17 protein-coding genes and 1 pseudogene are annotated in these 20,931 nt (G+C 60.3%); 13 read left to right on the top strand and 5 right to left on the bottom strand.

Annotation, left to right across the window (positions count from 1 at the left end; genetic code table 11):
• The first annotated feature begins 1 nt into the window (after position 1).
• From ABLU96_RS10600 to ABLU96_RS10585, 4 genes are read left to right on the top strand one after another with little or no spacing between them, the layout of a single operon-like run.
• Positions 2 to 976: an ABC transporter substrate-binding protein gene (locus tag ABLU96_RS10600; RefSeq protein WP_025108190.1), complete on the top strand. Its 975-nt coding sequence runs from the start codon at positions 2 to 4 to the stop codon at positions 974 to 976.
• A complete protein-coding gene (locus ABLU96_RS10595; RefSeq protein ID WP_049103314.1) occupies positions 976 to 2,001 on the top strand; it encodes an ABC transporter substrate-binding protein in 1,026 nt (341 codons plus the stop codon). Before ABLU96_RS10600 ends, ABLU96_RS10595 begins: the two co-directional genes overlap by 1 nt.
• Entirely contained in the window at positions 1,982 to 2,977 is a 996-nt protein-coding gene (locus tag ABLU96_RS10590) for an ABC transporter permease subunit (RefSeq protein ID WP_014229684.1), read from the top strand. The genes ABLU96_RS10595 and ABLU96_RS10590 overlap by 20 nt, the downstream gene beginning before the upstream one ends.
• Positions 2,971 to 3,759 (top strand): ATP-binding cassette domain-containing protein, encoded by a 789-nt coding sequence (locus ABLU96_RS10585; RefSeq protein ID WP_064405820.1) that lies wholly within the window; start codon positions 2,971 to 2,973, stop codon positions 3,757 to 3,759. The genes ABLU96_RS10590 and ABLU96_RS10585 overlap by 7 nt, the downstream gene beginning before the upstream one ends.
• 132 nt (positions 3,760 to 3,891) lie before the next feature.
• On the opposite strand, the gene ABLU96_RS10580 is transcribed toward ABLU96_RS10585, so the two are convergent.
• A complete protein-coding gene (locus ABLU96_RS10580; protein WP_033837168.1) occupies positions 3,892 to 6,045 on the bottom strand; it encodes a TonB-dependent siderophore receptor in 2,154 nt (717 codons plus the stop codon).
• A 425-nt stretch (positions 6,046 to 6,470) separates the two neighbouring features.
• On the opposite strand from ABLU96_RS10580, the gene ABLU96_RS10575 reads away from it, so the two are divergent.
• The 8 genes and pseudogenes from ABLU96_RS10575 (at position 6,471) to ABLU96_RS10540 (ending at position 13,625) form a co-directional block, all read left to right on the top strand.
• On the top strand, positions 6,471 to 7,292 hold the full coding sequence (locus tag ABLU96_RS10575; RefSeq protein WP_014229681.1) for an ABC transporter ATP-binding protein: 822 nt from the start codon (positions 6,471 to 6,473) through the stop codon (positions 7,290 to 7,292).
• Complete coding sequence (locus ABLU96_RS10570; RefSeq protein ID WP_025108187.1) at positions 7,289 to 8,314, top strand: iron ABC transporter permease; 1,026 nt, start codon at positions 7,289 to 7,291, stop codon at positions 8,312 to 8,314. The genes ABLU96_RS10575 and ABLU96_RS10570 overlap by 4 nt, the downstream gene beginning before the upstream one ends.
• The gene (locus ABLU96_RS10565) at positions 8,311 to 9,363 is read left to right on the top strand and encodes an iron ABC transporter permease (protein WP_057174156.1); all 1,053 of its coding nucleotides are present in this window, start codon (positions 8,311 to 8,313) and stop codon (positions 9,361 to 9,363) included. Before ABLU96_RS10570 ends, ABLU96_RS10565 begins: the two co-directional genes overlap by 4 nt.
• Positions 9,357 to 10,327, top strand: a pseudogene (locus tag ABLU96_RS10560) (iron-siderophore ABC transporter substrate-binding protein); the annotation flags it as partial. The gene ABLU96_RS10565 and the pseudogene ABLU96_RS10560, both read left to right, overlap by 7 nt.
• A complete protein-coding gene (locus ABLU96_RS10555) occupies positions 10,324 to 11,223 on the top strand; it encodes a MurR/RpiR family transcriptional regulator (protein WP_014838722.1) in 900 nt (299 codons plus the stop codon). The pseudogene ABLU96_RS10560 and the gene ABLU96_RS10555, both read left to right, overlap by 4 nt.
• Before the next feature lie 95 nt (positions 11,224 to 11,318).
• A complete protein-coding gene (locus ABLU96_RS10550; protein ID WP_004851663.1) occupies positions 11,319 to 12,086 on the top strand; it encodes a basic amino acid ABC transporter substrate-binding protein in 768 nt (255 codons plus the stop codon).
• Positions 12,087 to 12,151: 65 nt separating this feature from the next.
• Positions 12,152 to 12,919: an amino acid ABC transporter permease gene (locus ABLU96_RS10545; protein WP_004102832.1), complete on the top strand. Its 768-nt coding sequence runs from the start codon at positions 12,152 to 12,154 to the stop codon at positions 12,917 to 12,919.
• Complete coding sequence (locus ABLU96_RS10540) at positions 12,903 to 13,625, top strand: amino acid ABC transporter ATP-binding protein (protein WP_025108184.1); 723 nt, start codon at positions 12,903 to 12,905, stop codon at positions 13,623 to 13,625. The genes ABLU96_RS10545 and ABLU96_RS10540 overlap by 17 nt, the downstream gene beginning before the upstream one ends.
• Positions 13,626 to 13,730: 105 nt before the next feature.
• Here ABLU96_RS10540 and ABLU96_RS10535 read toward each other — a convergent pair whose 3' ends face one another.
• Positions 13,731 to 14,936 (bottom strand): MFS transporter, encoded by a 1,206-nt coding sequence (locus tag ABLU96_RS10535; RefSeq protein ID WP_064405822.1) that lies wholly within the window; start codon positions 14,934 to 14,936, stop codon positions 13,731 to 13,733.
• 282 nt (positions 14,937 to 15,218) lie between these two features.
• Here ABLU96_RS10535 and ABLU96_RS10530 point away from each other — a divergent pair, with 282 nt between their 5' ends.
• Positions 15,219 to 16,370: a M20 aminoacylase family protein gene (locus ABLU96_RS10530; RefSeq protein WP_064379800.1), complete on the top strand. Its 1,152-nt coding sequence runs from the start codon at positions 15,219 to 15,221 to the stop codon at positions 16,368 to 16,370.
• A 271-nt stretch (positions 16,371 to 16,641) separates the two neighbouring features.
• Here ABLU96_RS10530 and fdhF read toward each other — a convergent pair whose 3' ends face one another.
• The 3 genes from fdhF to ABLU96_RS10515 all read right to left on the bottom strand — a co-directional run.
• A complete protein-coding gene (gene fdhF, locus ABLU96_RS10525; protein WP_047723678.1) occupies positions 16,642 to 18,792 on the bottom strand; it encodes a formate dehydrogenase subunit alpha in 2,151 nt (716 codons plus the stop codon).
• Between the two features lie 236 nt (positions 18,793 to 19,028).
• Positions 19,029 to 20,111, bottom strand: coding sequence for a malate/lactate/ureidoglycolate dehydrogenase (locus ABLU96_RS10520; RefSeq protein WP_042945327.1), 1,083 nt, complete (start codon positions 20,109 to 20,111; stop codon positions 19,029 to 19,031).
• A 621-nt stretch (positions 20,112 to 20,732) separates the two neighbouring features.
• The coding region (locus tag ABLU96_RS10515; protein WP_348862503.1) for a hypothetical protein at positions 20,733 to 20,931 on the bottom strand (199 nt) is incomplete at its 5' end.

The raw sequence follows: 20,931 nt of genomic DNA, 5'->3' as shown, positions 1-20,931 counted from the left end.
TATGCGCAGACTTAATGTTACCGGTTTAGCCGGGGTGGTTATGCTGCTGGCCCTGAGCGGCTATGCGGCGGCTCAGGAGCGAATCACCCTGCGAATCGCCGATCAAAAAGGCGGCATGCGTTCGCAGCTGGAGGCAGCCAACGCCCTGCAGGATCTCCCTTACGAGATTAAATGGGCCGAGTTTCCGGCCGCCGCGCCGCTGGCGGAAGCGCTTAACGCCGGGGCGGTGGATGCGGGAATTATCGGCGATGCGCCGCTGCTGTTCGCGCTGGCTAACGGCGCGCCGGTTAAAGCCATCGCCGTCGATAAAAGCAACCCGGCCGGCACCGCGGTGCTGGTCTCGCCCGGCAGCGCGTTGAAAAGCGCCGCGGATTTAAAAGGCAAACGCATCGCTACCGGTAAAGGGTCGATTGGCCACTTTGTGGCGCTGAAAGCGCTGGAGCAGGCGGGAATTTCGCCGAAAGAGGTGCAGTGGGTATTTCTCGGTCCGGTGGACGCCAAAGTGGCGCTGCTCAACGGTTCGGTGGACGCCTGGGCGACCTGGGAGCCCTATACCACGCAGCTGGTGAAGACCGCCGAGGGACAGATTCTGGTCAGCGGCAAAGGGCTGCTGCCGGGTAACACTTTCCTGGCGGCAACCGATGATGCCCTTAAGGATCCGCAGAAGCGTGCGGCGCTGCAGGATTACCTAAATCGCCTGGCCGGCGCCGAGCGCTGGGCCTACGCCAATCTCGATAGCTACGGTAAAACGCTGGGGGAAATTATTCGTTTCCCGGCGGATATCGCCCGCGCGCAGTTTGCCAATCGCCAGTCGCAGTGGCTGCGTCTGGACGCGAAGACGGTCGCTCAGCAGCAGTCGACGGCGGACTTTTACCTCGCCAACGGGCTGATCCGCGCAAAGCTGGACGTGACGCCGACGTTTGATAACGGCTTTAGCGTGCCTGCCGCGCAGGCCCATGCGGAGGTGTCGCCATGATGACATCTCGCCGTCGTTTCTTACGCTTGACCGGCAGCCTTGCGCTGGCCGGGGCCTCTCTGCCGCTTTGGGCTCACGATATGGCGGCCATGGAGAGCGGTGAGGAACACCCGGCCCTGCGCCTGGCGCAGCCGTACAAAATCAAGCTGGCGATTAACAAAAGCGCGGTGTGCCTGGCGCCGGTTGCCGTCGCGGAGCAGCAGAAGATCTTCAGTAAATACAATCTCGACGTGGAGTTCGTTAACTTCGGCAACTCGACGGACGTGCTGCTGGAGGCGATTGCCACCGGCAAGGCCGACGCCGGCGTCGGGATGGCGCTGCGCTGGCTGAAGGCGCTGGAGCAGGGCTTCGACGTGAAGCTCACCGCCGGAACCCACGGCGGCTGCCTGAACCTGCTGACGGCGAAAAACTCGCCGTTCGGCGGCCTGGAGAGCCTGAAGGGGCAAACCATCGGCGTCACCGATATGGCCGGGCCGGATAAAAACTTCTTCGCCATCTTGCTTAAGCGCCACGGCATCGATCCGATAAGCGATGTGCAGTGGAAAGTCTATCCGGCAGATTTACTCAGCGTGGCGCTGGATAAACGCGAAATTGCCGCCATCAGCGGCAGCGAACCTTTCAGCTATCGTCTGCTGGACACCGGTAAATATCAGCTTATCGCCAGCAATATGACCGGCGATTACGCTAACCTGAGCTGCTGCGTACTGGGGGTCAGCGGTAGCCTGGCGCGCGATCATAAACCGGCCGCCGCCGCGCTCACCCAGGCGATTCTTGAGGCGCACAGCTATGCCGCCGCGCATCCGGAGAGCGTGGCGCAATCCTTCCTCGCCCATGCGCTGAATACCAATGAGGCGGAGGTCAGCGGCATTCTCCACGGCCAGGGGCACGGCCATCATGCGGTGGGCGAGGCGTTTGTCAAAGAGCTGACCCAGTACGCCGTGGATCTTCAGCGGGTGCAGGTCATTAAACCGGGAACCGATCCCCATCAGTTTGCGGAGAGCATTTATGTCAACGTTTTCGCCTGAACGGGTGCTGACGCGCCCGGCAAGCGGTAGGCCGCTGTGGAAGGAAGGCTGGCTTGCCGCCGCGCTATGGCTGCTGGGCGGCCTGTTTACCCTGGCCTGGCCCGATGCCGGGCGGCGCTGGCCGTTTAGCGAAGGGTGGGCGCTGGCGCAGTTCACCCTTGGCGGCGGACTGTTGCTGCTGGCGCTGAGCTACCGCTACTGGCGGCAGCGGGGGACTCGCCTGCAGCATGCCGGAAAGTGGCTGGCGCTGCTGCCGCTGCTTTTTGCGCTGTGGGAGGGACTGACGGCCAAGACGGCGTTTTTGCCGGTGCCGTTTTTCGCGCCGCCGCAGGCGCTGATTGAGGTGCTGCACGATGACTGGCCGCGCCTGCTTGATAGCCTTCTGCATTCGCTGGGGCTGCTCGGGCTCGGGGTGCTGCTGGGCACCAGCTGCGGTTTTATCAGCGGGCTGGCGATCGGCTGGTCCCAGCGGATCGGCTACTGGGTGCATCCGGTGTTGCGTCTGCTGGGGCCGGTGCCGTCCACCGCGCTGCTGCCGCTGTGCCTGTTTATCTTCCCCTCCAGCTTCGGCGCCAGCGTGTTTCTGATCGCGCTCAGCACCTGGTTCCCGGTGACCGTGCTGACCTGGTCCGGGGTTATCGGCATCGATAAGGCGTGGTATGACGTGGCGCGAACCCTGGGCGCCAGCCAGCGTTTCCTGATCCTGCGCGTGGCGATCCCCGCCGCGTTGCCGAACGTTTTTGTCGGCCTGTTTATGGGGCTTGGCGCATCGTTTTCGGTGCTGATCGTCGCCGAAATGGTCGGCGTGAAATCCGGTATCGGTTTTTATCTCCAGTGGGCGCAGGGCTGGGCGGCCTATCCCAATATGTACGCGGCGCTGCTGGTGATGGCGCTGCTCTGCTCCGGCCTGATTAGCGGGCTGTTTATGGTGCGAGACCGGCTGCTGAGCTGGCAGCGGGGAGGGATGCAATGGTAACCGCGAACGCCACTTCTCAGGCGGCATCGACCGGCGCGGCGGTGTCGATAAGCCATCTGCATCACGCTTTTAGCCTTGGCAAACAGACGGTGCCGGTGCTGGAGAATATCAGCCTGCAGCTGCGGCCCGGAGAGAGCGTCGCGCTGCTCGGTCCTTCGGGCTGCGGTAAATCCACTCTGCTGCGGCTGCTGGCGGGACTGGAGCCGCAGCAGGCCGGGCAAATTCAGATTGATGAGGCGGCGATGGGCGGACCGGGGCCCGAAAGGATACTGGTGTTTCAGGATCCGACCCTTTATCCGTGGCTGACGGTGCGGCAAAACGTGCTGCTGGGACCGCAGGCGCAGGGGAAAAAGGGGCTTGAGCCAAAGGCCGATGCGCTGATTTCGCGAATGGGGCTGCAGGCGTTTAGCGAAGCGGGGCCGCGCCAGCTTTCCGGCGGGATGGCGCAGCGTGCGGCGCTGGCGCGGGCGCTGCTGAATGAGCCGCGTCTGCTGTTGCTCGACGAGCCGCTGGGCAAGCTGGATTCCCTTACCCGCATCAGCATGCAGCGGCAGCTGATCGCCCTGTGGCAACAGCAGGGCTATACCAGCCTGCTGGTTACCCACGACATCGAAGAGGCGCTGCTGCTGTGCGATCGGGTGTTAATCATGTCGCCGCGACCGGGGCGGATTATCGCCGAGTTTGCGCTTCCGCTGACGTATCCTCGCCATCGCGACAATCCGCTGCTGCTGCAGCATCGGCAGGATATTTTGCGCATTCTTGGCCAGGGTGAGGACTGGTAAGGCAAGGCGTTATCCGGGGCGTGCTGATTCTGACCGTTTGGCGGAGATTCCCGGGGGCCGCGCCGCCCCCGGGCTACAGTGTGCTAGCCCGGATAAGGCGCCGCGCGCCGCGATCCGGGACAGGGATGAGGCTTAAAAATCCATCTTCACCGTAAACTGTACTTCCCGCGGATCGCCGATCTGGTTGCCGAGGTTATTGGTGCCGATGGAGGAGGTGTAATAGGTCTTATCGAACAGGTTCTTCACGTTAACCTGCAGGGTCACCGGATATTGCAGCTTCATCTTATAGGCCGCAAACACATCCGCCACCGCATAGCCCTGCAGATAATAATCCGCGCCGTTGGTGCCGGAACGTTTGCTCACCGCGCGACCGCCGCCCCCCACCGTCAGCGTATTGCTGTCGTAGACATTGTGAATGTCGTAGCTCAGGAACAGCGAACCGGTGTGTTTCGGCACGTTCGGCAGCGGTTTGCCTTTGTAATCCGGATCGTCGGTGACCTTCGCATCGGTATAGCCGTAGCTGGCGATAACGCTCAGGTTATCGGTCAGCGATCCGGCCACGTCCACTTCGACGCCGCGGGAGCGCACTTTACCGGCGGTTTTTGCCACCGTCTCATCGCCCACGGATTCCGTGTAGAGGACGTTGCGCTTATCAATATCAAACAGCGCGATATTGGCGGTGACGCCGTTGAACAGATCGAACTTCGCGCCCAGCTCGTAAGACGTCGACTCTTCCGGCGGCAGATTGCCAATATAGCTGGCGATAGAGGACTGCGGCATAAACGACTGCGCCACGTTACCGAACAGCGAGACGGACGGCGTCAGCTTATACACCAGGCCCGCTTTCGGCGTCCATTTCTGGTCGCTGCTGTCGGTATTGACGTTAAACGGGCGGCCCTTGCCGGCGTACTGGGTGTAATACTGATAGCGCACCCCGGCGACGGCAATCCACTTATCGGTAAGATAGAGCGCATCCTGGAGGTAGCCCGCGTAGCTCTCCTGCTGAATACGCTGGTCGCTGTCGGATGCCGAAACGCTGGAGCATTTGCCAACAGTGCCGTAGACCGGATTATAGATATTGAAACCCTTGACGTTCTTACAGCGGATCATATCGGTGCGCAGCAGATCGTAATTCTCGTAGGCCAGGCCGGTGAGGATCTCGTTGTAGAAACCGCCAATGACCACGTTGCCCTGTAAATCCGCCCGCGTAGTGTGCATTTTCTGGGTGGAACCGTGGGTGGCATCGACGCGGCGGGTCAGGTTGCCGGTCGCTGAGTCGTAGGCCATTACCCTGGCCTGATCGTCGTTGTAATGATCCTGGCTGTAGCTGTAGTCGAAGCGGGCGGTCCAGGCGTCGCTGAGACGGTATTCGGCATTCAGCTGCGCGAGATCGGAATAACCGTCGGTAATATTAAACGGTTCATCAAAACGCGTTTTGCGATCGACGTTCACCGCATGGCCGGTATTCAGATCGAAGATGGTGCCGCGATCGAATGGGGCACTGTAGTCACGGTGCGAATATGAGACGTTCACCGTCGCCCGCTCGCCGAACCAGGTCAGGGAGGGGTTAATAAAGCTGCTCTTCTCTTTGCCGAAATTACGCCAGTAATCTTCATGCTGATATTCGCCAATTACCCGATACGCCAGCTGAGTCCCGTCGATGGGGCCGGTGACGTCAAACTGGCCGGTACCGCCGCCAAAGCTGGTGGAGGTGGCGGAGACGGAGCCGCCGAAGCTGCGCTCCGGGCGTTTGGTCACCACGTTGATTAATCCGCCGGGGTCGAGAATACCGTACAGCGTTGAGGCCGGGCCTTTGAGCACTTCGACGCGTTCGGTGGCGGCGGTGAAGCTGCGCGGCAGCACGGTGCGCAGGCCGTTGGTCATGATTGAACCATCGCGGTTAGCGCCGAAGCCGCGGCGGGTGAAGGCGTCCTGGGTCCCGCCGAGGGTATTGGTTTGTACCACGTTGGCGACGTTATACAGCGCTTCGTCGAGGTTCGTCGCATGCTGATCCTCGAGCACCTGCTCGCTGACGGTATTGACCACCTGCGGAATATCCAGCATCGGCATGGTAGTCAGCGTGGCGGTCGAGGTATTGACCGGCTGATATCCCTGGGTGGCGCGTTGCCGAGTGCCGTCGGCCACGACCGTTATGGTCTCGTCAGCGGTTTTCTTTGTTTTATCGGCGCTATTAACCGCTGCCAATAATCCCGGTGAGGTGAAAAAAATCAGTGAAAAAAGCGCACGCCCTTTTAATGCCGAATAAGGGACATTGAGTGGAATCATTTTTGTGTCTCGTGAACGAACCTCGCCTTTGCGGAGAGGTAAAGCCAATAAAATCATTGCCCTGAAAAATAAACCTGGCTGTTTTTTACGCCGCAACGCGCGCCAGATATGTAATTGAGAATCATTCAATCATGAAGGCATGTAGTAGTAAACGTTATGTAAGATAAAAAACTGACGAAACAAATAATCAATCAATTAGCGAGGGAGGGGCTGGGCGAAAAAGTAATATCTTATTGTTTTAATTGATGATTAAAGTCTTTTTATGTTGTGAGGGTTTTGGTAGTAAACCCGCGCGGCCGGCGCCGTCATAGGGTATTGACTACTACATTCATCCACCGCATGATCAAAAGAGAATGAGATTTATTTTTGTTTGAGTGCGGAACGAGCGGGCCTGGCGCCACGCCGTTGCGGCGCGGGAGCGAGTTATGCCACAGCGGGTGTTGCCTGCAGAGCAGGGGATCGTCCTTGATTCCCTGTCGGCCGGATATGGCCAGACGCTAATTGTCGACAATATTCATCTGACCATCCCCCACGGGAAAATGACGGTACTGGCCGGCGCCAACGGCTCGGGGAAATCGACGCTGCTGTCGACTATCGCCCGGATGCTCAAGCCGCTGGGGGGTTGCGTACGCCTGGACGGCGAGGTGATTCACCAGATGCCGACCCGGGAGGTTTCCCGTCGGCTGGGCATTCTGCCGCAATCGCCGCTGACCCCGGAAGGGCTGACGGTTTTTGAACTGGTTTCGCGCGGGCGTTACCCCTGGCAGGGGCTGATGCGACAATGGTCCGAGGCCGATGAACGGGCGGTAGAAGAGGCGCTGCGGCTCACCGGTACCGCAGAGTTTGCCCACCTGGCGGTTGATAGCCTCTCCGGCGGCCAGCGCCAGCGCTGCTGGATCGCGATGGCTCTCGCCCAGCAAACGGCGACGATTCTGCTGGATGAGCCCACCACCTGGCTCGATCTGCGCTATCAGGTCGACATCCTTGAACTGCTGCAAACCTTAACCCGCGATCACGGCCGCACGGTGGTCACCGTCCTGCACGACCTGAACTTCGCGGTGAACTACGCCGACCTGCTGGTGTTTCTTAAAAAAGGCGCGATCGCCGGGGTGATTAATGAACAGGAAATCTGCACGCCGGAGCTGATCAAAACCGTCTTTGACGTGGACGTGCAGATGTCGCTCAACCCGCAGACCGGTAAGCCCTTTTTTATGCCGTTCCGCGCCCGTGAGGAGAAGGCATTATGAGCGCCTCCGCGCTGCTGCTGCCGCGCCGACAATCCCGCCCCCGGCTGGCGCTGGTACTGCTGAGCCTGCTGCTGCTGGGCGGCTCGCTGGTGCATCTCGGACTTGGCGCGCGCTGGATTGCGCCGCAAACGGTGCTGCAGGCGCTGCTCCATTACGATCCGCGCAATTTTGACCACCGAATTATTGTCGATTTACGCCTGGTACGTCTCGCGGCGGCGCTGCTCACCGGCGCGGCGCTCGGCGTGGCGGGGCTGCTGCTGCAAACCGTGATCCGCAACCCGCTGGGCGAGCCGCATATTCTCGGCCTTAACGCCGGCGCTTCGCTGGCGGTAGTGGCGACATCGGCGCTGGGAATCAGCCTCGGCGGCGTGGCGTTAGCCAGACCGCTCACCGCCGCCTGCGGCGCGGCGCTGCTGTTTGGCGGCGTGATGCTGCTGTCGTCGTCCGGGCGGGGCGGCGTTACGCCGCTGCGCATTACCCTGTGCGGGGTGGCGCTGTCGGCCTTTGCCTCGGCTGTCACCGCGGCGATTCTGATCCTCGATGAACAAACGTTGCTGGCGATGCGCACCTGGCTGGCGGGCGATCTTGCCGGGCTGAACTGGCAAACGCTGCGCGCTGCGCTGCTCCCGGCGCTGGCGGGAGTGACGATCGCGCTGGTCATCGCGCCGCGTCTTAACGTGCTGGCGCTGGGCGATAAGGTCGCGCTGGGGCTGGGGGTAAAGATTGTTCAGACCCGCCTGCTGGGGCTGACCGCCATTGCGCTATTGTGCGGCTCGGCGGTGGCGGTGGCCGGGCCGATCGGCTTTGTCGGGCTGGTGGTCCCCCACGCGGTGCGCCGGCTGATTAGCGAAGATATTCGTCTGGCGCTACCGCTGGCCGCTCCGGTTGGCGCTCTGGTGCTACTGCTGGCGGATATCGCCGCTCGTACCCTGGTTGCGCCCCAGGAGCTGGCAACCGGCGCGATGACCGCGCTGGTGGGGGCGCCGGTATTTATTTTTATCGCCGCGAGGTTTTTTAAATGAAAAGCGCCGTCCGTCGCGCCGGCTTTCGGCCGCTGACCTGCGGCCGCTGGCACATTCTGCTGCGCCCTGCGGCGGTAAAAATCGCCGCTGTCGCGCTGCTCGTCATCCTGCTGCTGGCGCTGTTTGGCCTGACCCGCGGCAGCTTCCCGATGCCCTCCGGTACCCTGTTCCGTGCGCTGCTGGGGGCGGACATCGTGGACGAACAGCAGCGATTTATCCTCTTTGATATCCGCCTGCCGCGGCTGTTTATGGCGCTGCTGTGCGGGGCGATGCTCGGTCTGGCCGGCGCGGCGATGCAGAGCATTACCCGCAACGGTCTGGCGGATCCCGGGCTTATCGGGGTGAAGGAGGGGGCCAGTATTGTCGTTCTGGCGCTGGTGCTGTTCTTCCCGGCGGTGGGCCTGGTCTGGCGGCCGCTGGCGGGAATGCTCGGCGGCGTGCTGGTGGCGCTGCTGGTTCTGGCGCTGGCCCGCGACTGTTCGCGCCCGCGCTTTATTCTCATCGGCATCGGCGTGTCGTGGACGCTGGCGGCGGCGGTGGGCATTTTTATGACCACCGCCGACGTGCGCGATGTTCAAACGGCGATGATCTGGCTGGCGGGCAGCCTGCACGCGGCGACCTGGCCGCTGTTGGCCGTCGCCTTCTGCTGGGCGCTGCCCGGGGCGCTGATCCTTTTTTTGACCGCCAGGGCCGCCGATGCGGCGCTGCTCGGCGACCGCACTGCCATTGGTCTCGGCGTACGCCTGCAGCAGCTAACCCTGCTGCGCTTTTTCGCGCCGGTGCTGCTGACCTCCGCCAGCGTTTCCTGCGTCGGAAGCCTCGGCTTCGTTGGCCTGATGGCGCCGCATATGGCGCGGTTTCTGCTGCGCGGCGGCCAGGTGGCGCTGCTCTGCGGCAGCGCGTTGGTTGGCGCGCTGCTGGTGTTAGCCACCGATACAATTGGCCGACTGGCTTTCGCGCCGCTGCAGATCCCTGCAGGGATCGTGATTGCGCTGGTCGGCTGTCCGTTTTTTATCGTTCTGCTCTGGCGTCGCCGTGACGCCCTGTAAATCAAAAAGGATCGCTATGCGTTGGTTCGTTTCTCTGCTGGTGCTGTTAGCGGGCGTCGCCTCGGCCGCCGATACGCAAACCTTTACCGATGATTTGGGTCGTACGGTGACCGTTCCGCTGCACCCGCAGCGCATTGTGTCGCTGCACGATCTGGATATCACCATCCCGCTGATCGAGCTTGGCGTCCCGCCGGTGGCCAGCCACGGGAGGACGCGTCCGGACGGCAGCCACTTTTTACGCGCCAGCGCACAGCTGACCGGCGTTGATTTCGATAACAGCGCGATTCGGTTTATCGGCACGGCGGATATCGATCTCGAAGCGGTGGCCGCCGCGAAACCGGACCTGATTATTACCGAGCCCAGCCGTCACGTTTCGGTGGAGCAGCTGGAGAAGATTGCGCCAACGGTCAGCATCGACCACCTGCAGGGCAGCGCGCCGCGCATCTACCGCAAGCTGGCGCAGCTCACCGGTACCCAGCCGCGGCTCTTAATCCTCGAACGCCGCTATCAGGCGCAGATAGCCCAGCTAAAGGCGATGGTGGATACGCAAAACATCGTAGTCTCGGTGATTCAGGCCAACAACGGCAAGGTTACCGTGCATCACGCCTATCATGCGCTGGGACGCGTGCTGCGCGATGCCGGATTCCGCTTCCCGCCGCTGATTGACAACATCCCCGATGGCCAGCGTATTGACGTCAGCGCCGAGCAGCTGCCGGCGCTGGATGCCGATTTCGTATTTGCCACCTGGCGTTCCGATACCGGCGGCAGGCCGCAGGATGAGCTGCAGGCGATGGAGGGCGTGATGCCCGGCTGGTGCGACTTTATGCGCGCCTGCCGCACCGGGCGCTACATTCTGCTGCCGCGCGAGGAGGTTATCTCTAACTCCTACGCCGCGCTGTCGCTGATGGTCGCCCAGGTACAGTCGCACATTGCCGGTCGTCCTTTGCCCGAGGGGCTGAAATGAAAACGGTGGTCAAAAGAGAGAAGGGGCGGGTTGACCTGTTCGGCGAACGTTTTCGCGCCCGCGCGCATCAGCTGTCGCCGCGTCTGCTGGCGGTGGTGAGCTATATCAACGAAAACCGGGAAGCGGTGCTGGAGCGCACGGCCATGGAAATCGCCGCCGCGACCAATACCTCGGACGCCACGGTGGTGCGCGCCATCCAGGCGCTCGGCTTCGCCGGACTGCGGGAGCTGAAGCAGACCATGGAGCGCTGGTTCGGCCCGTCGGCGACCTCGTCGGAAAAAATGATCTCCACGGTGAGCGCCTTATCCAGCGACGTCAATTCGAGCATCGATTTCGTGCTGGAAGGGCATCAGCGGGCCTGCGAAGTGCTTGCGCGCCCCGACAACCGCGCCGCGGTGGCCCAGGCGGTGGCGCTGCTGACCGACGCGCGCCAGGTGGGGATTTTTGGGATCGGCGCCTCGGGCATTCTGGCGGAGTATACCGCCAGGCTGCTGAGCCGCATCGGCCTGCCTTCGTACGTAATGAACCGCACCGGGTTTAGCCTCGCCGAGCAGCTGATCGGCCTGCAGCGCGGCGACGTGCTGATTATGATGGGGCAGAAGTCGCCGCACCGGGAGGGGATGACGACCCTGCGCGAGGCCCGCCGTCTGGGGATCCCGACGATTTTACTCACCCAGGCGCTGGACTCCCGCTTTAGCCAGGAGGCGCAGGTGGTCATTGAGGTGCCGCGCGGCGGCGATAATGGGCGGGTGCCGCTGCACGGGACGGTGCTGGTTTGCCTGGAGATGATCGTGCTGTCGGTCGCCTCCACCGCGCCGCAAAAAACGGTGAAATCGATGAAGCGGATCAATGAATTGCATCGGGCCATCGGGAAATCCGGCGGTAAACGAAGCTAAACGGCAGATAATTTACCGTCGGGAAGGTTTCCGGTTGCATGCCATGCTGACAGTGTGTATTTTTATGCAAAATTAATGCATAAAACGGAGTTGTCATGGTTAAGAAGTGGATGAAAGCATGCTGCCTGGTGGCGGCGATGATCGGCACCGCCCACGCGGCTCAGCAAACTTACGTGGTGGGATCCGGCGGAACCTATCGCCCGTTTGAGTTCGAGAACAGCCAGAAACAGCTGGAAGGTTTTGATATCGATATCATCAAAGCGATCGCCAAAGCGGAAGGCTTTGATATCAAACTGGTCAATACGCCGTGGGAAGGGATCTTCGCCACCCTCAACACCGGCGACCGCGACATTATTATCTCCGGGATCACTATCACCGATAAGCGTAAGCAGATGGTGGATTTCTCCGCCCCTTATTTCCCGGCCGAACAGTCCATCGTCGTGCCGGCGGATTCAAAGGTCTCCTCCCTTGAGGCGCTGAAAAACGAGAAAGTCGGCGTGGTGAACTCCAGCACCGGCGATATCGTGGTTTCCGACGTGCTGGGCAAGAACAGTACCGCGATCAAACGTTTTGATAATACTCCGCTGATGCTGCAGGAGCTGTTTGAAGACGGCGTGAGCGCGGCGGTCGGCGACGTCGGCGTGGTGAAATACTACATCAAGCAGCACCCGGAGAAGCAGTTCAAGCTGGTGCCGGATGCCAAATTTGAGCGCCAGTATTTCGGCATCGCGGTGGCGAAAGGCAACAGCGAGCTGCAGGCGAAGATCAACGCCGGTTTACAGAAAATCATCGCTGACGGCACCTACGCCAAAATCTATAAAACCTGGTTCGATGAGAATGTCCCGACGCTGCCAGCGCAATAATTCGCATTTTTATTTTCATCACGGCTATCGACTCTGGCGATAGCCGTATTTTTTAGGGAAGGGCTATGACGGGATTCCGTTGGGAGATCATTGAGGAGTACGGTCCGCTGTTTATGGACGGTGCCCTGATGACCATTAAATGTACCATTATCTGCGTGATCCTCGGCACCCTGTGGGGGCTGACCCTCGGGCTGGGGCGGATGGCGAAAGCCGAGCACGGGGTATGGAAATACGTTCTGCGTTACCTGGTGCAGTTTCCGGTGCGCTTTTACGTCAGCGCGTTTCGCGGTACGCCGCTGTTCGTGCAAATTATGGTGGTGCACTTCGCGCTGGTGCCGCTGTTTATCAACCCGCGCGACGGACTGCTGGTGACCAGCGGCATGATGAGCGCTGATTTCGCTCGCGAGCTGCGCTCAAACTACGGCGCGTTTCTCTCCTGTATCGTGGCGATTACGCTGAATGCCGGGGCCTACGTGTCGGAGATCTTCCGCGCAGGGATCCAGTCGATCGATAAGGGGCAGATGGAAGCTTCCCGCGCGCTGGGAATGCCGTGGTGGAAAACCATGCGTCAGGTGATTCTGCCGCAGGCGTTTCGCCGCATTCTGCCGCCGCTGGGCAACAACGCTATCGCCATCGTTAAGGACTCCTCGCTGGCGTCGGCCATCGGTCTGGCGGATCTGGCCTACGCCGCGCGCACCGTTTCCGGCGCCTACGCCACCTACTGGGAACCCTACCTGACCATCTCCCTGGTTTACTGGGTTATTACTTTCCTGCTGGCGCAGCTGGTTAACCGTCTGGAAAAGAGGTTTGGCAAAAGTGATTCACATTCATAATTTACACAAGCGCTTCGGCGACAGCCACGTTCTGCGCGGCATCAGCTGCGACATTAAGCCGCAGGAAGTCGTGTGTATTATCGGCCCGTCCGGTTCCGGGAAAAGCACTTTTCTGCGCTGCATGAACGCGCTGGAAACCGTCAGCGAAGGCGAGGTTGAGGTAAACGGCTTCGCTGCCCACGATCGCGCCACCGATCTGAATAAGATGCGGGAAAGCGTCGGCATGGTCTTTCAGCGCTTCAATCTGTTCCCGCACAAAACGGTGCTGGAAAATCTGATTATGGCCCCGATGAGCCTGCGCGGCACGGCGCGCGCGGAGGCGGTGCGTCTGGCGGAAGAGCTGCTGGCGAAGGTCGGGCTGAGCGACAAGCGCGACGCCTGGCCCTCCAGCCTCTCCGGCGGGCAGCAGCAGCGGGTGGCCATCGCGCGCGCGCTGGCGATGAAGCCGTCGATTATGCTGTTTGATGAGCCCACTTCGGCGCTCGATCCTGAGCTGGTGGGCGACGTGCTGGAGGTGATGAAAAACCTCGCCAGCGAAGGGATGACCATGGTAATCGTAACCCACGAGATGGGCTTTGCCCGCGAAGTGGCCGACCGGGTTATCTTTATCGACCAGGGCATCATTCAGGAAGAGGGGAAACCGGCGCAGATCTTTAGCGCGCCGACTAACCCGCGCACCGCCGCGTTTTTAAGTAAAGTGCTGTAACGGCTCCCGGCCCCGGCGCGCGGCTGCGCAGCCGGGGAGAAGATCTTACGCGGAAGGTGAAAGCGCTTTCGTCCTCTCAACGCGTAACTGCCGAATGCTTAAGCGTTACCGCGCCGCCTCGCTAATATCATCCATCTCTTCTTCGCGCTCGCGTTCGTCCGCCAGCAGAGCTTTTTCGCTTTTACCCAGGCACTGAATCAGCAGGAACAGCGCGCCGCTGACAAACAGCGTCATCAGCAGACCATCATACCCCGCGACGCTGATCAGCAATCCGCTGACCACCGGGCCTGCGACGCTCCCCGCGGACCAAAAGAACCCCAGCAGGGCGTTGATCATAATCAGCTTTTGTCCGGAGAAGGTCTTCCCGGCGCGGACCAGCGACAGGGTATAGAGCGCCCCCGCCGCGGCGCCGAGAAGCAGGCAGCCGACAATCAGCTGGATATGCGACGCCAGCAGGAACGGTAATGTCAGCAGGGCGAGGCAGAAGACCACCGCGCAGGTCAGATGTACGCGGCGGATACCGAAGCGGTCGGCAATCCAGCCCAGCGGGGCCTGGAATACGGCATCGCCGGTTAATACCACGGTGACCAGCAGTACCGCCGTCACTTCACTCAGCCCTTTATCCATACCGTAAAGCGGCAGCAGCGCCAGTATGCTGGCATCAAAAAAGGCGAAGCAGAATACGCCGGAAGCCAGTACTGGCAAAAAGGCGCCGAGGCTGCGCCAGCTGGCGCGTTCCGCCAGCCGTTCGCGGCTGCCGGAGGGCAAATGGCGGAGCATCAGCAGACAGGCGAGGGTCACCAGTCCGACGAGCAGCAGAGTCCATGATTGATACGCTTCTCCGGCGGAGATCAGCAGCGGCCCCGCCAGCTGACAGCCGGTAAAGGCGGAGGCATAAATGCCGGTCAGGGTTGCCCGGTTTTTACCCGCCGCGCCGCCGGTGATCCAGCTTTCGCCAATGACGATAATCACCCCTGACGCCAGGCCGGTCACCAGCCGCGGCAGCAGGAGATGAACCATATCAAACGACAGGCAGGAGGCGATGGTTGCCGCCGCCAGCGCCACCAGGCTGACGGAGAGCAGAAGCCCCATCTCGAAGCGCCGGCACAGCGCGGGCGAGAGGAAGGAGGAGATCATCATCCCCGCTGGCGGTAGCGCGGCCAGCAGGCCGACGTAAACGGTATCAATCTGCTGCTGCGCCAGCTCCAGACTGATTAAGGGCACCGTGTATCCGGTGATAAATCCCACTAATGAAGCCGCCATGATCATCGCCAGCGTGGGGGCAAGACGATTCTGCTCTGGGTTGAACATTTTATTTCCGGTTAAGGAGGTCTGTAGAGTGAATTATTCGGCAAAACGCCAGTATAGCTGCATAATAATTAATCGCACGCCTTATGTCACCGTTGATATGACTACAAAAAAACGCAGTGCAGGCGGGATGCCGCGCAAAGGCGCGTTGGCGCAGGGTTTGGCGGCAGTTGTCAGCGAGCGGGCGAAAGGATATAACCAATAGGCTAGCGGGTTACCTGTAGCCCTAACGTATTGCATAAAACACTCGTTCAGCGCTGAAGCTGTGCAGGAAAGGAGTAAGACATGGCTGTATCCCCTTCACTGATCGCCGAGGCCATTCGCTGGCGACGTGATTTTCATGCTTGCCCTGAGCTGGGGTATCAGGAACAGGAAACCTCTCGCCGGGTCGCTGAACTGCTCTCTTCATTTGGCCTTCAGGTGCATAGCGGTCTGGCGGGCACCGGCGTGGTCGCGACGCTGGAGAACGGCCCGGGTCCGGTAATTGGCCTGCGGGCCGATATGGATGCGCTACCGATCACCGAGCAGAGCGACGTCGACTATAAATCGCGTAATCCGGGCGTGATGCACGCCTGCGGCCACGACGGCCATAGCGCAATGCTGCTGGCGGCAGCGGCGCATCTGGCGCAAACCCGCCGCTTTCGCGGCACCGTTCACTTTGTTTTCCAGCCCGCTGAGGAGAACCTGGGCGGCGCGCGTAAGATGGTGGAAGAGGGGCTGTTTGCGCGCTTCCCGATGGATGCCATTTACGCGCTGCACAACTGGCCGGGTATGCCGCTGGGCCAGGTGGCGATCGGCAGCGGGGCGATGATGGCCTCTCTCGATGCGTTTGAAATTACCCTGACCGGCAAGAGCTGCCATGCGGCGATGCCGGAGCGCGGGGCGGACCCGATTGTCGCCGCGGCGCAGCTGATTATGGCGCTGCAAACCATTCCGTCGCGCCGCCTGTCGCCGCAGGAATCCACGGTGGTAAGCATTACCCAGATTTCCGGCGGGGAGGCGATCAACGTGCTGCCGGATAAAGTGGTGCTGCGCGGAACCTTCCGCTGTCTGAATAACCAGGTGCGTGAGCGGGTCAGGGGGCTGATTGAAAGCTATGTCGCCGCCCAGCCGCAGGTATCAGACGTGGAAGGCAAAATCGCCTGGTATCCCGGTTATCCCGTCACCACCAACCACCCGGCTGAAGCACAAAAGGTTCGCGAGGTGGCGACCGCGCTGCTGGGGGAATCGGCGGTGAGCTGGAACGGCAATCCCTCTATGGCCTCGGAAGATTTTGCCTGCATGCTGGAGGCCTGCCCGGGCGCCTATTTCTGGATTGGCACCGATGGCGAGACGGCATCAAAGCCGCTACATAACGCCGGATATGATTTTAACGATGCGCTGATCCCGCACGGCGTGGCGCTGTGGACGGCGCTGGTGGAGAAACTGTTGGCGTAAGAGACCGATCCCGGAGGCGATGCTGCGCATCTGTCCGGGCTACCGGCCCGCAGACGGCGATGAACCTGTAGCCCGGGCAAGGCGCGTTAAGCGCAGCCCCCGGGAGCAGAGCGCAGAGTAGCTGAATTTCCCGGAGGCGATGCTGCGCATCTGTCCGGGCTACCGATCCGCAGATGGCGGTGAATCTGTAGCCAGGGCAAGGCATGTTGAGCGCAGCCCCCGGGAGCAAAAGTGGATATGGAGGGAGACGCGCGCATCTCCCTGCGTTGTTTTACACGTTCACCGCCGCTTTCAGGCGGGCTTTCATCTCACTATAGCTTGTCCAGGCATACTGCTCGGCCCAGCGCTGATCCGCGATAGCCTCCACCTTCACCGCGCAGTATTTGGTTTCCGGCGTTTTCGAGATCGGGTCGAGATTATCCTGCGTCAGCTCATTACAGGCGCCGACCCACCATTGATAGGTCATATACACCGCGCCTTCGTTAATGCGATCGCTGATGTCGGCGCGGGTAATCACCTTACCGCGCCGCGAGCTGACCCACACCAGCTGCTGGTCGGCGATACCGAGGCGCTGCGCGTCGGCGCGATTGATTTGCACCCGGCCCGGCTCATCGGCAAGCGATTGCAGGGCCGCGCAGTTGCCGGTCATCGAACGACACGAGTAGTGGCCGACTTCGCGCACGGTACAGAGCACCAGCGGATACGCTTCATCCGGCGTCTCGGCAGGCGCGCGCCACGGGGCGGCGAACAGCTGGCCTTTGCCGGTTGGCGTATCGAAGAGGTTATCTTTATACAGCCACGGCGTACCGGGGTGATCCAGCGTCGGGCACGGCCACTGGACGTGGTTCATATCGCCCATTTTCTCGTAGGTGACGCCATAGAACAGCGGGCAGAGTTCGCGCATTTCGTCCCAGATCTGCTGGTTGTTATCGTAATGCATCGGGTAGCCCATTTCGCTGGCCAGCAGGCTGATGATTTCCCAGTCGCGCTTAACATTACCGGTGGCGATAATCGCCTGCTCGAAGCGCTGGAAGCCGCGGTCGGCGCAGGTAAAGACGCCGCCGTGTTCGCCCCATGAGGTGGCGGGCAGCAGCACATCGGCGATTTCGGCGGTTTTGGTCATAAAGATATCCTGCACCACCACAAAATCGAGCGCTTCAATCCCCTTACGCACCAGGCCTAAATCGGCTTCGGTTTGCAGGGGATCTTCACCCATGATGTAGTAGGCTTTGATTTCGCCAGCCAGCGCTTTGTGCGGCACTTCGGTGATCCGGGTACCGACCTGGTCGTCCATGACAGCCGGGTTAACGCCCCATGCTTTGGCAAACTTATCGCGAACGCTGGCGTCGGTGACGTCCTGGTAGCCCGGGAACATATTCGGCAGGACGCCCATATCGCAGGCGCCCTGGACGTTGTTTTGTCCGCGTACCGGACCCACGCCGACGTTGGCGCGTCCGAGGTTACCGGTTAACAGCGCCAGGCTCGCCAGCCCTCTGACGACGTCCACCGCCTGGCCGAACTGGGTGACGCCCATGCCCCACATAATGGTGGCGGAAGGCGCGGCGGCAAACATGCGCATCGCCTGGCGAATTTCAGCGGCCGGCACGCCGACGATCCCTTCGACGGCTTCAGGGGAATAGTCTTTCACCGTTTCGCGATAGGCGTCCAGCCCCTCGGTAAAGCGGTCGACGTAGTCGTGGTTATAGAGATCTTCTTCCAGCAGCACGTGGGCGAAGGCGTTGACCAGCGCCATGTTGCTGCCGTTATTGAGCTGCAGATGGCGATCGGCGATGCGGGCGGTTTCGATACGGCGCGGGTCGCAGACGATGATTTTCGCCCCGTTTTCGCGAGCTTTAATCACCCGGCGGGCGACGATAGGGTGGGAGTCAGCGCAGTTATAGCCAAAGACCAGCAGACATTTCGAGTTTTCGATATCGCTAATCGAGTTGCTCATCGCGCCGTTACCGAGTGCCAGCTGAAGCCCGGCTACCGACGGGCCGTGGCAGACGCGGGCGCAGCAGTCGACGTTGTTGGTGTGGAGCACGCCGCGGGCGAATTTCTGCATCACATAGTTGGTTTCATTCCCGGTACCGCGCGATGAACCGGTCGTCATAATGGCGCGCGGGCCGTGCTTCTCCTTTATTTCACGCAGTTTATTCGCCGTATAGCGGATAGCTTCCTCCCAGCTGACCGGGGTGAACTTACCGCCTTTCTGATAGCGAATCATCGGTTGCTGCAGACGCGGCGTCAGTAGCTGGGTGTCGTTGAGGAAATCCCAGCCGTAATAGCCTTTCAGGCACAGCTGATTTTGGTTGGTGACGCCATCGGCGGCTTCGGCACGGAGAATTTTATTGTTTTCGACGACCAGCTTAAGTTTGCAACCGGCCCCGCAATAAGGGCAAACGCTCGTGATTTTTTTCATCAGTAACAGACCTGTTAACAGAGAATAAACAACAACGACAGACCGGGCCCGGCCCGCCTTTGTCAGGGCGTCATGAGCCAGCGCACCGGCAAATGACGGGAGCGTTATGCATACGCTGTGCCAAAACTTAACTTATTGAATTTGTATAGAATAGTTGATCAGGCGGGGCGGGGCGGCGGTGATGTCGACACTAATGACGATGACATGACGCCCGTTCGGGCGTCATCGAGGAAAAATCAGGCCAGCTTCTGGCGCAGCTGCGCGAGGGTGTCGGCGGGTAAACCGACTTCTTCGGCGGCGGCGCAAATCGCCTGCCAGCTGCCGGCGTCCAGCGGTATCCCCTGCGCCAGACGCTGCTGGCGGTTAGCCTCTTCCCACTCGCCCGGGGCCAGAATCGGCGCGTCCGGGTCGTGCGGCGACCGTTTACACCAGTCGATAAACGCTTCGGTCTCGCGCTGCATATCCGGCGCATCGAACGCTTCCGGGCTGAGAATAATGGTGGTCATGCAGTTGAAGATAGCGTCCACGCTGCCCTGCAGCGTCTCCTGATGCGAGGTTTTACCGCCGGATACCGCGCCGCCGATAATTTCGCACAGCGTCGCCAGCGCGTAGCCTTTATGTTCGGCAAAGGTCAGCAGCGCCCCCAGCGGCGACGTCTGCATCACCGCCGGGTCGGTAGTGGGGACGCCGTGAGCGTCGATCAGCGACCCCGCCGGTACCGGGACGCCTTTATGCCAGGCGACGCGGGTTTTACCGAAGGCGATGGCGCTGGTGGCGTAATCCAGCAGCAGCGGCGGATGGCCGGCGCGCGGGAACACCACGCACAGCGGGTTAGTACCGAAGCGGCTGTCTTTCCCACGGAACGGGGCGACCATCACGTTGCCAACGACGTTAACGAAATGGATAGAGATCATTCCGGCGGCCGCGCACTGTTCCGCCCAGTAGCCGATGCGGCCAATATGGTGCGCATTGCGCAGCGCCACGGCGGCCATACCGTGCTCTCTGGCTTTCTTAATGCCGATCTGCATGGCTTCATGGGCCACGACCTGGCCGAAGCCGCCGTTGCCGTCCAGCGTGACCACCGCGCCCGCGTCTTTCATCACGCTGGCGTGGCGATTGAGCTGGAGATAACCCTGCGCGTGGGAGCGTACGTAGCTTGGGATCATGCCGACGCCGTGGGAATCGTGCCCGGCCAGGTTAGCGGCAATCAGATGGTCGGCGATAAGCGATGCTTCGGTGAGGGAGCTTCCCATATGGGTGAAAAGGGTTTTAACAAATTGATGCAGATCCGTGGCCTGGAAGCGATGTCCTGTTTGCACTGATTCTCTCCTGTGATTGGGTTGCGAATTCTTGTTTTAGTGTGTTTGCATTTCCATGCTGCGCTGAGCCACGGAGAAGATCAAGGTTTTGAATCTGTGACGGTAAAGAGAAGGGCTGAGGGGGAAAGTGCAGCGTTGAGGCCGGGCAGTCTGGTTATGATGTGAGGGATCATTAACGCTGAATGCTCTCTCTGGCGACTTGACTGGGATGGCTCACAGTAGAAAGACGCTGTCTCTCTCTGTCTACGGGGAGGGCGCAAGGAAGGTTATAGGACATGATATGAGTGAGAGGCATTATTGTAAGTTGTGTTTTAATATATCCGCTGAATGAAATGCCGCTATTTCTTTTGCGCTCAGCGCGAATCTATACATTGTCCGGTTTAACCATCGATACCGGATATTTGGCAGATATTATTTGTGAGTTTTATATTAATCCTGGCAGCCATTAATTATAGCCATATTAAAATCCACTACTGGACTTTTTCATGGCCGGTAAACGATAAAAAATAATTTATTTCTTACGCCCCTGCTCGCGCGCTTTTCAGTATCCGGAACGACCAGTATTTGCGTTACATATTGATTTGCATCAATCAATGCTGCCTATTCAGATATGAATTTAATTCACATTTCTCTGTCAGGTATACATCCTGCCTTTATTGTAAGCAAATGGTTGTTATTACATACCGGCATTGTTTGTCTCATGCGTTTCATTTTTACATTTGCCTTAAGATGCCTGAGGAAAGTCTTATAATGGACTTTGGAACAGGCTGGTTGATATTTTTTGGCGCTTTGCTCTACTATATCCGGGTCATCACACACC

Source organism: Klebsiella sp. CN_Kp106, assembly GCF_040064575.1.
GTDB lineage: Bacteria > Pseudomonadota > Gammaproteobacteria > Enterobacterales > Enterobacteriaceae > Klebsiella > Klebsiella michiganensis.
The sequence above is the reverse complement of the archived record's forward strand: the minus strand, read 5'-3'. Positions and strand labels throughout refer to the sequence as shown.

Excerpts from the sequence above, each read along its gene's own strand:
- ABLU96_RS10580 (WP_033837168.1), bottom strand. The coding sequence starts at position 6,045 with ATGATTCCACTCAATGTCCCTTATTCGGCATTAAAAGGGCGTGCGCTT.
- ABLU96_RS10555 (WP_014838722.1), top strand. The coding sequence starts at position 10,324 with ATGAAAACGGTGGTCAAAAGAGAGAAGGGGCGGGTTGACCTGTTCGGC.
- ABLU96_RS10595 (WP_049103314.1), top strand. The coding sequence starts at position 976 with ATGACATCTCGCCGTCGTTTCTTACGCTTGACCGGCAGCCTTGCGCTG.
- ABLU96_RS10550 (WP_004851663.1), top strand. The coding sequence starts at position 11,319 with ATGGTTAAGAAGTGGATGAAAGCATGCTGCCTGGTGGCGGCGATGATC.
- ABLU96_RS10535 (WP_064405822.1), bottom strand. The coding sequence starts at position 14,936 with ATGTTCAACCCAGAGCAGAATCGTCTTGCCCCCACGCTGGCGATGATC.
- ABLU96_RS10545 (WP_004102832.1), top strand. The coding sequence starts at position 12,152 with ATGACGGGATTCCGTTGGGAGATCATTGAGGAGTACGGTCCGCTGTTT.
- ABLU96_RS10600 (WP_025108190.1), top strand. The coding sequence starts at position 2 with ATGCGCAGACTTAATGTTACCGGTTTAGCCGGGGTGGTTATGCTGCTG.
- ABLU96_RS10585 (WP_064405820.1), top strand. The coding sequence starts at position 2,971 with ATGGTAACCGCGAACGCCACTTCTCAGGCGGCATCGACCGGCGCGGCG.
- ABLU96_RS10570 (WP_025108187.1), top strand. The coding sequence starts at position 7,289 with ATGAGCGCCTCCGCGCTGCTGCTGCCGCGCCGACAATCCCGCCCCCGG.
- ABLU96_RS10590 (WP_014229684.1), top strand. The coding sequence starts at position 1,982 with ATGTCAACGTTTTCGCCTGAACGGGTGCTGACGCGCCCGGCAAGCGGT.
- ABLU96_RS10565 (WP_057174156.1), top strand. The coding sequence starts at position 8,311 with ATGAAAAGCGCCGTCCGTCGCGCCGGCTTTCGGCCGCTGACCTGCGGC.
- fdhF (WP_047723678.1), bottom strand. The coding sequence starts at position 18,792 with ATGAAAAAAATCACGAGCGTTTGCCCTTATTGCGGGGCCGGTTGCAAA.
- ABLU96_RS10530 (WP_064379800.1), top strand. The coding sequence starts at position 15,219 with ATGGCTGTATCCCCTTCACTGATCGCCGAGGCCATTCGCTGGCGACGT.
- ABLU96_RS10575 (WP_014229681.1), top strand. The coding sequence starts at position 6,471 with ATGCCACAGCGGGTGTTGCCTGCAGAGCAGGGGATCGTCCTTGATTCC.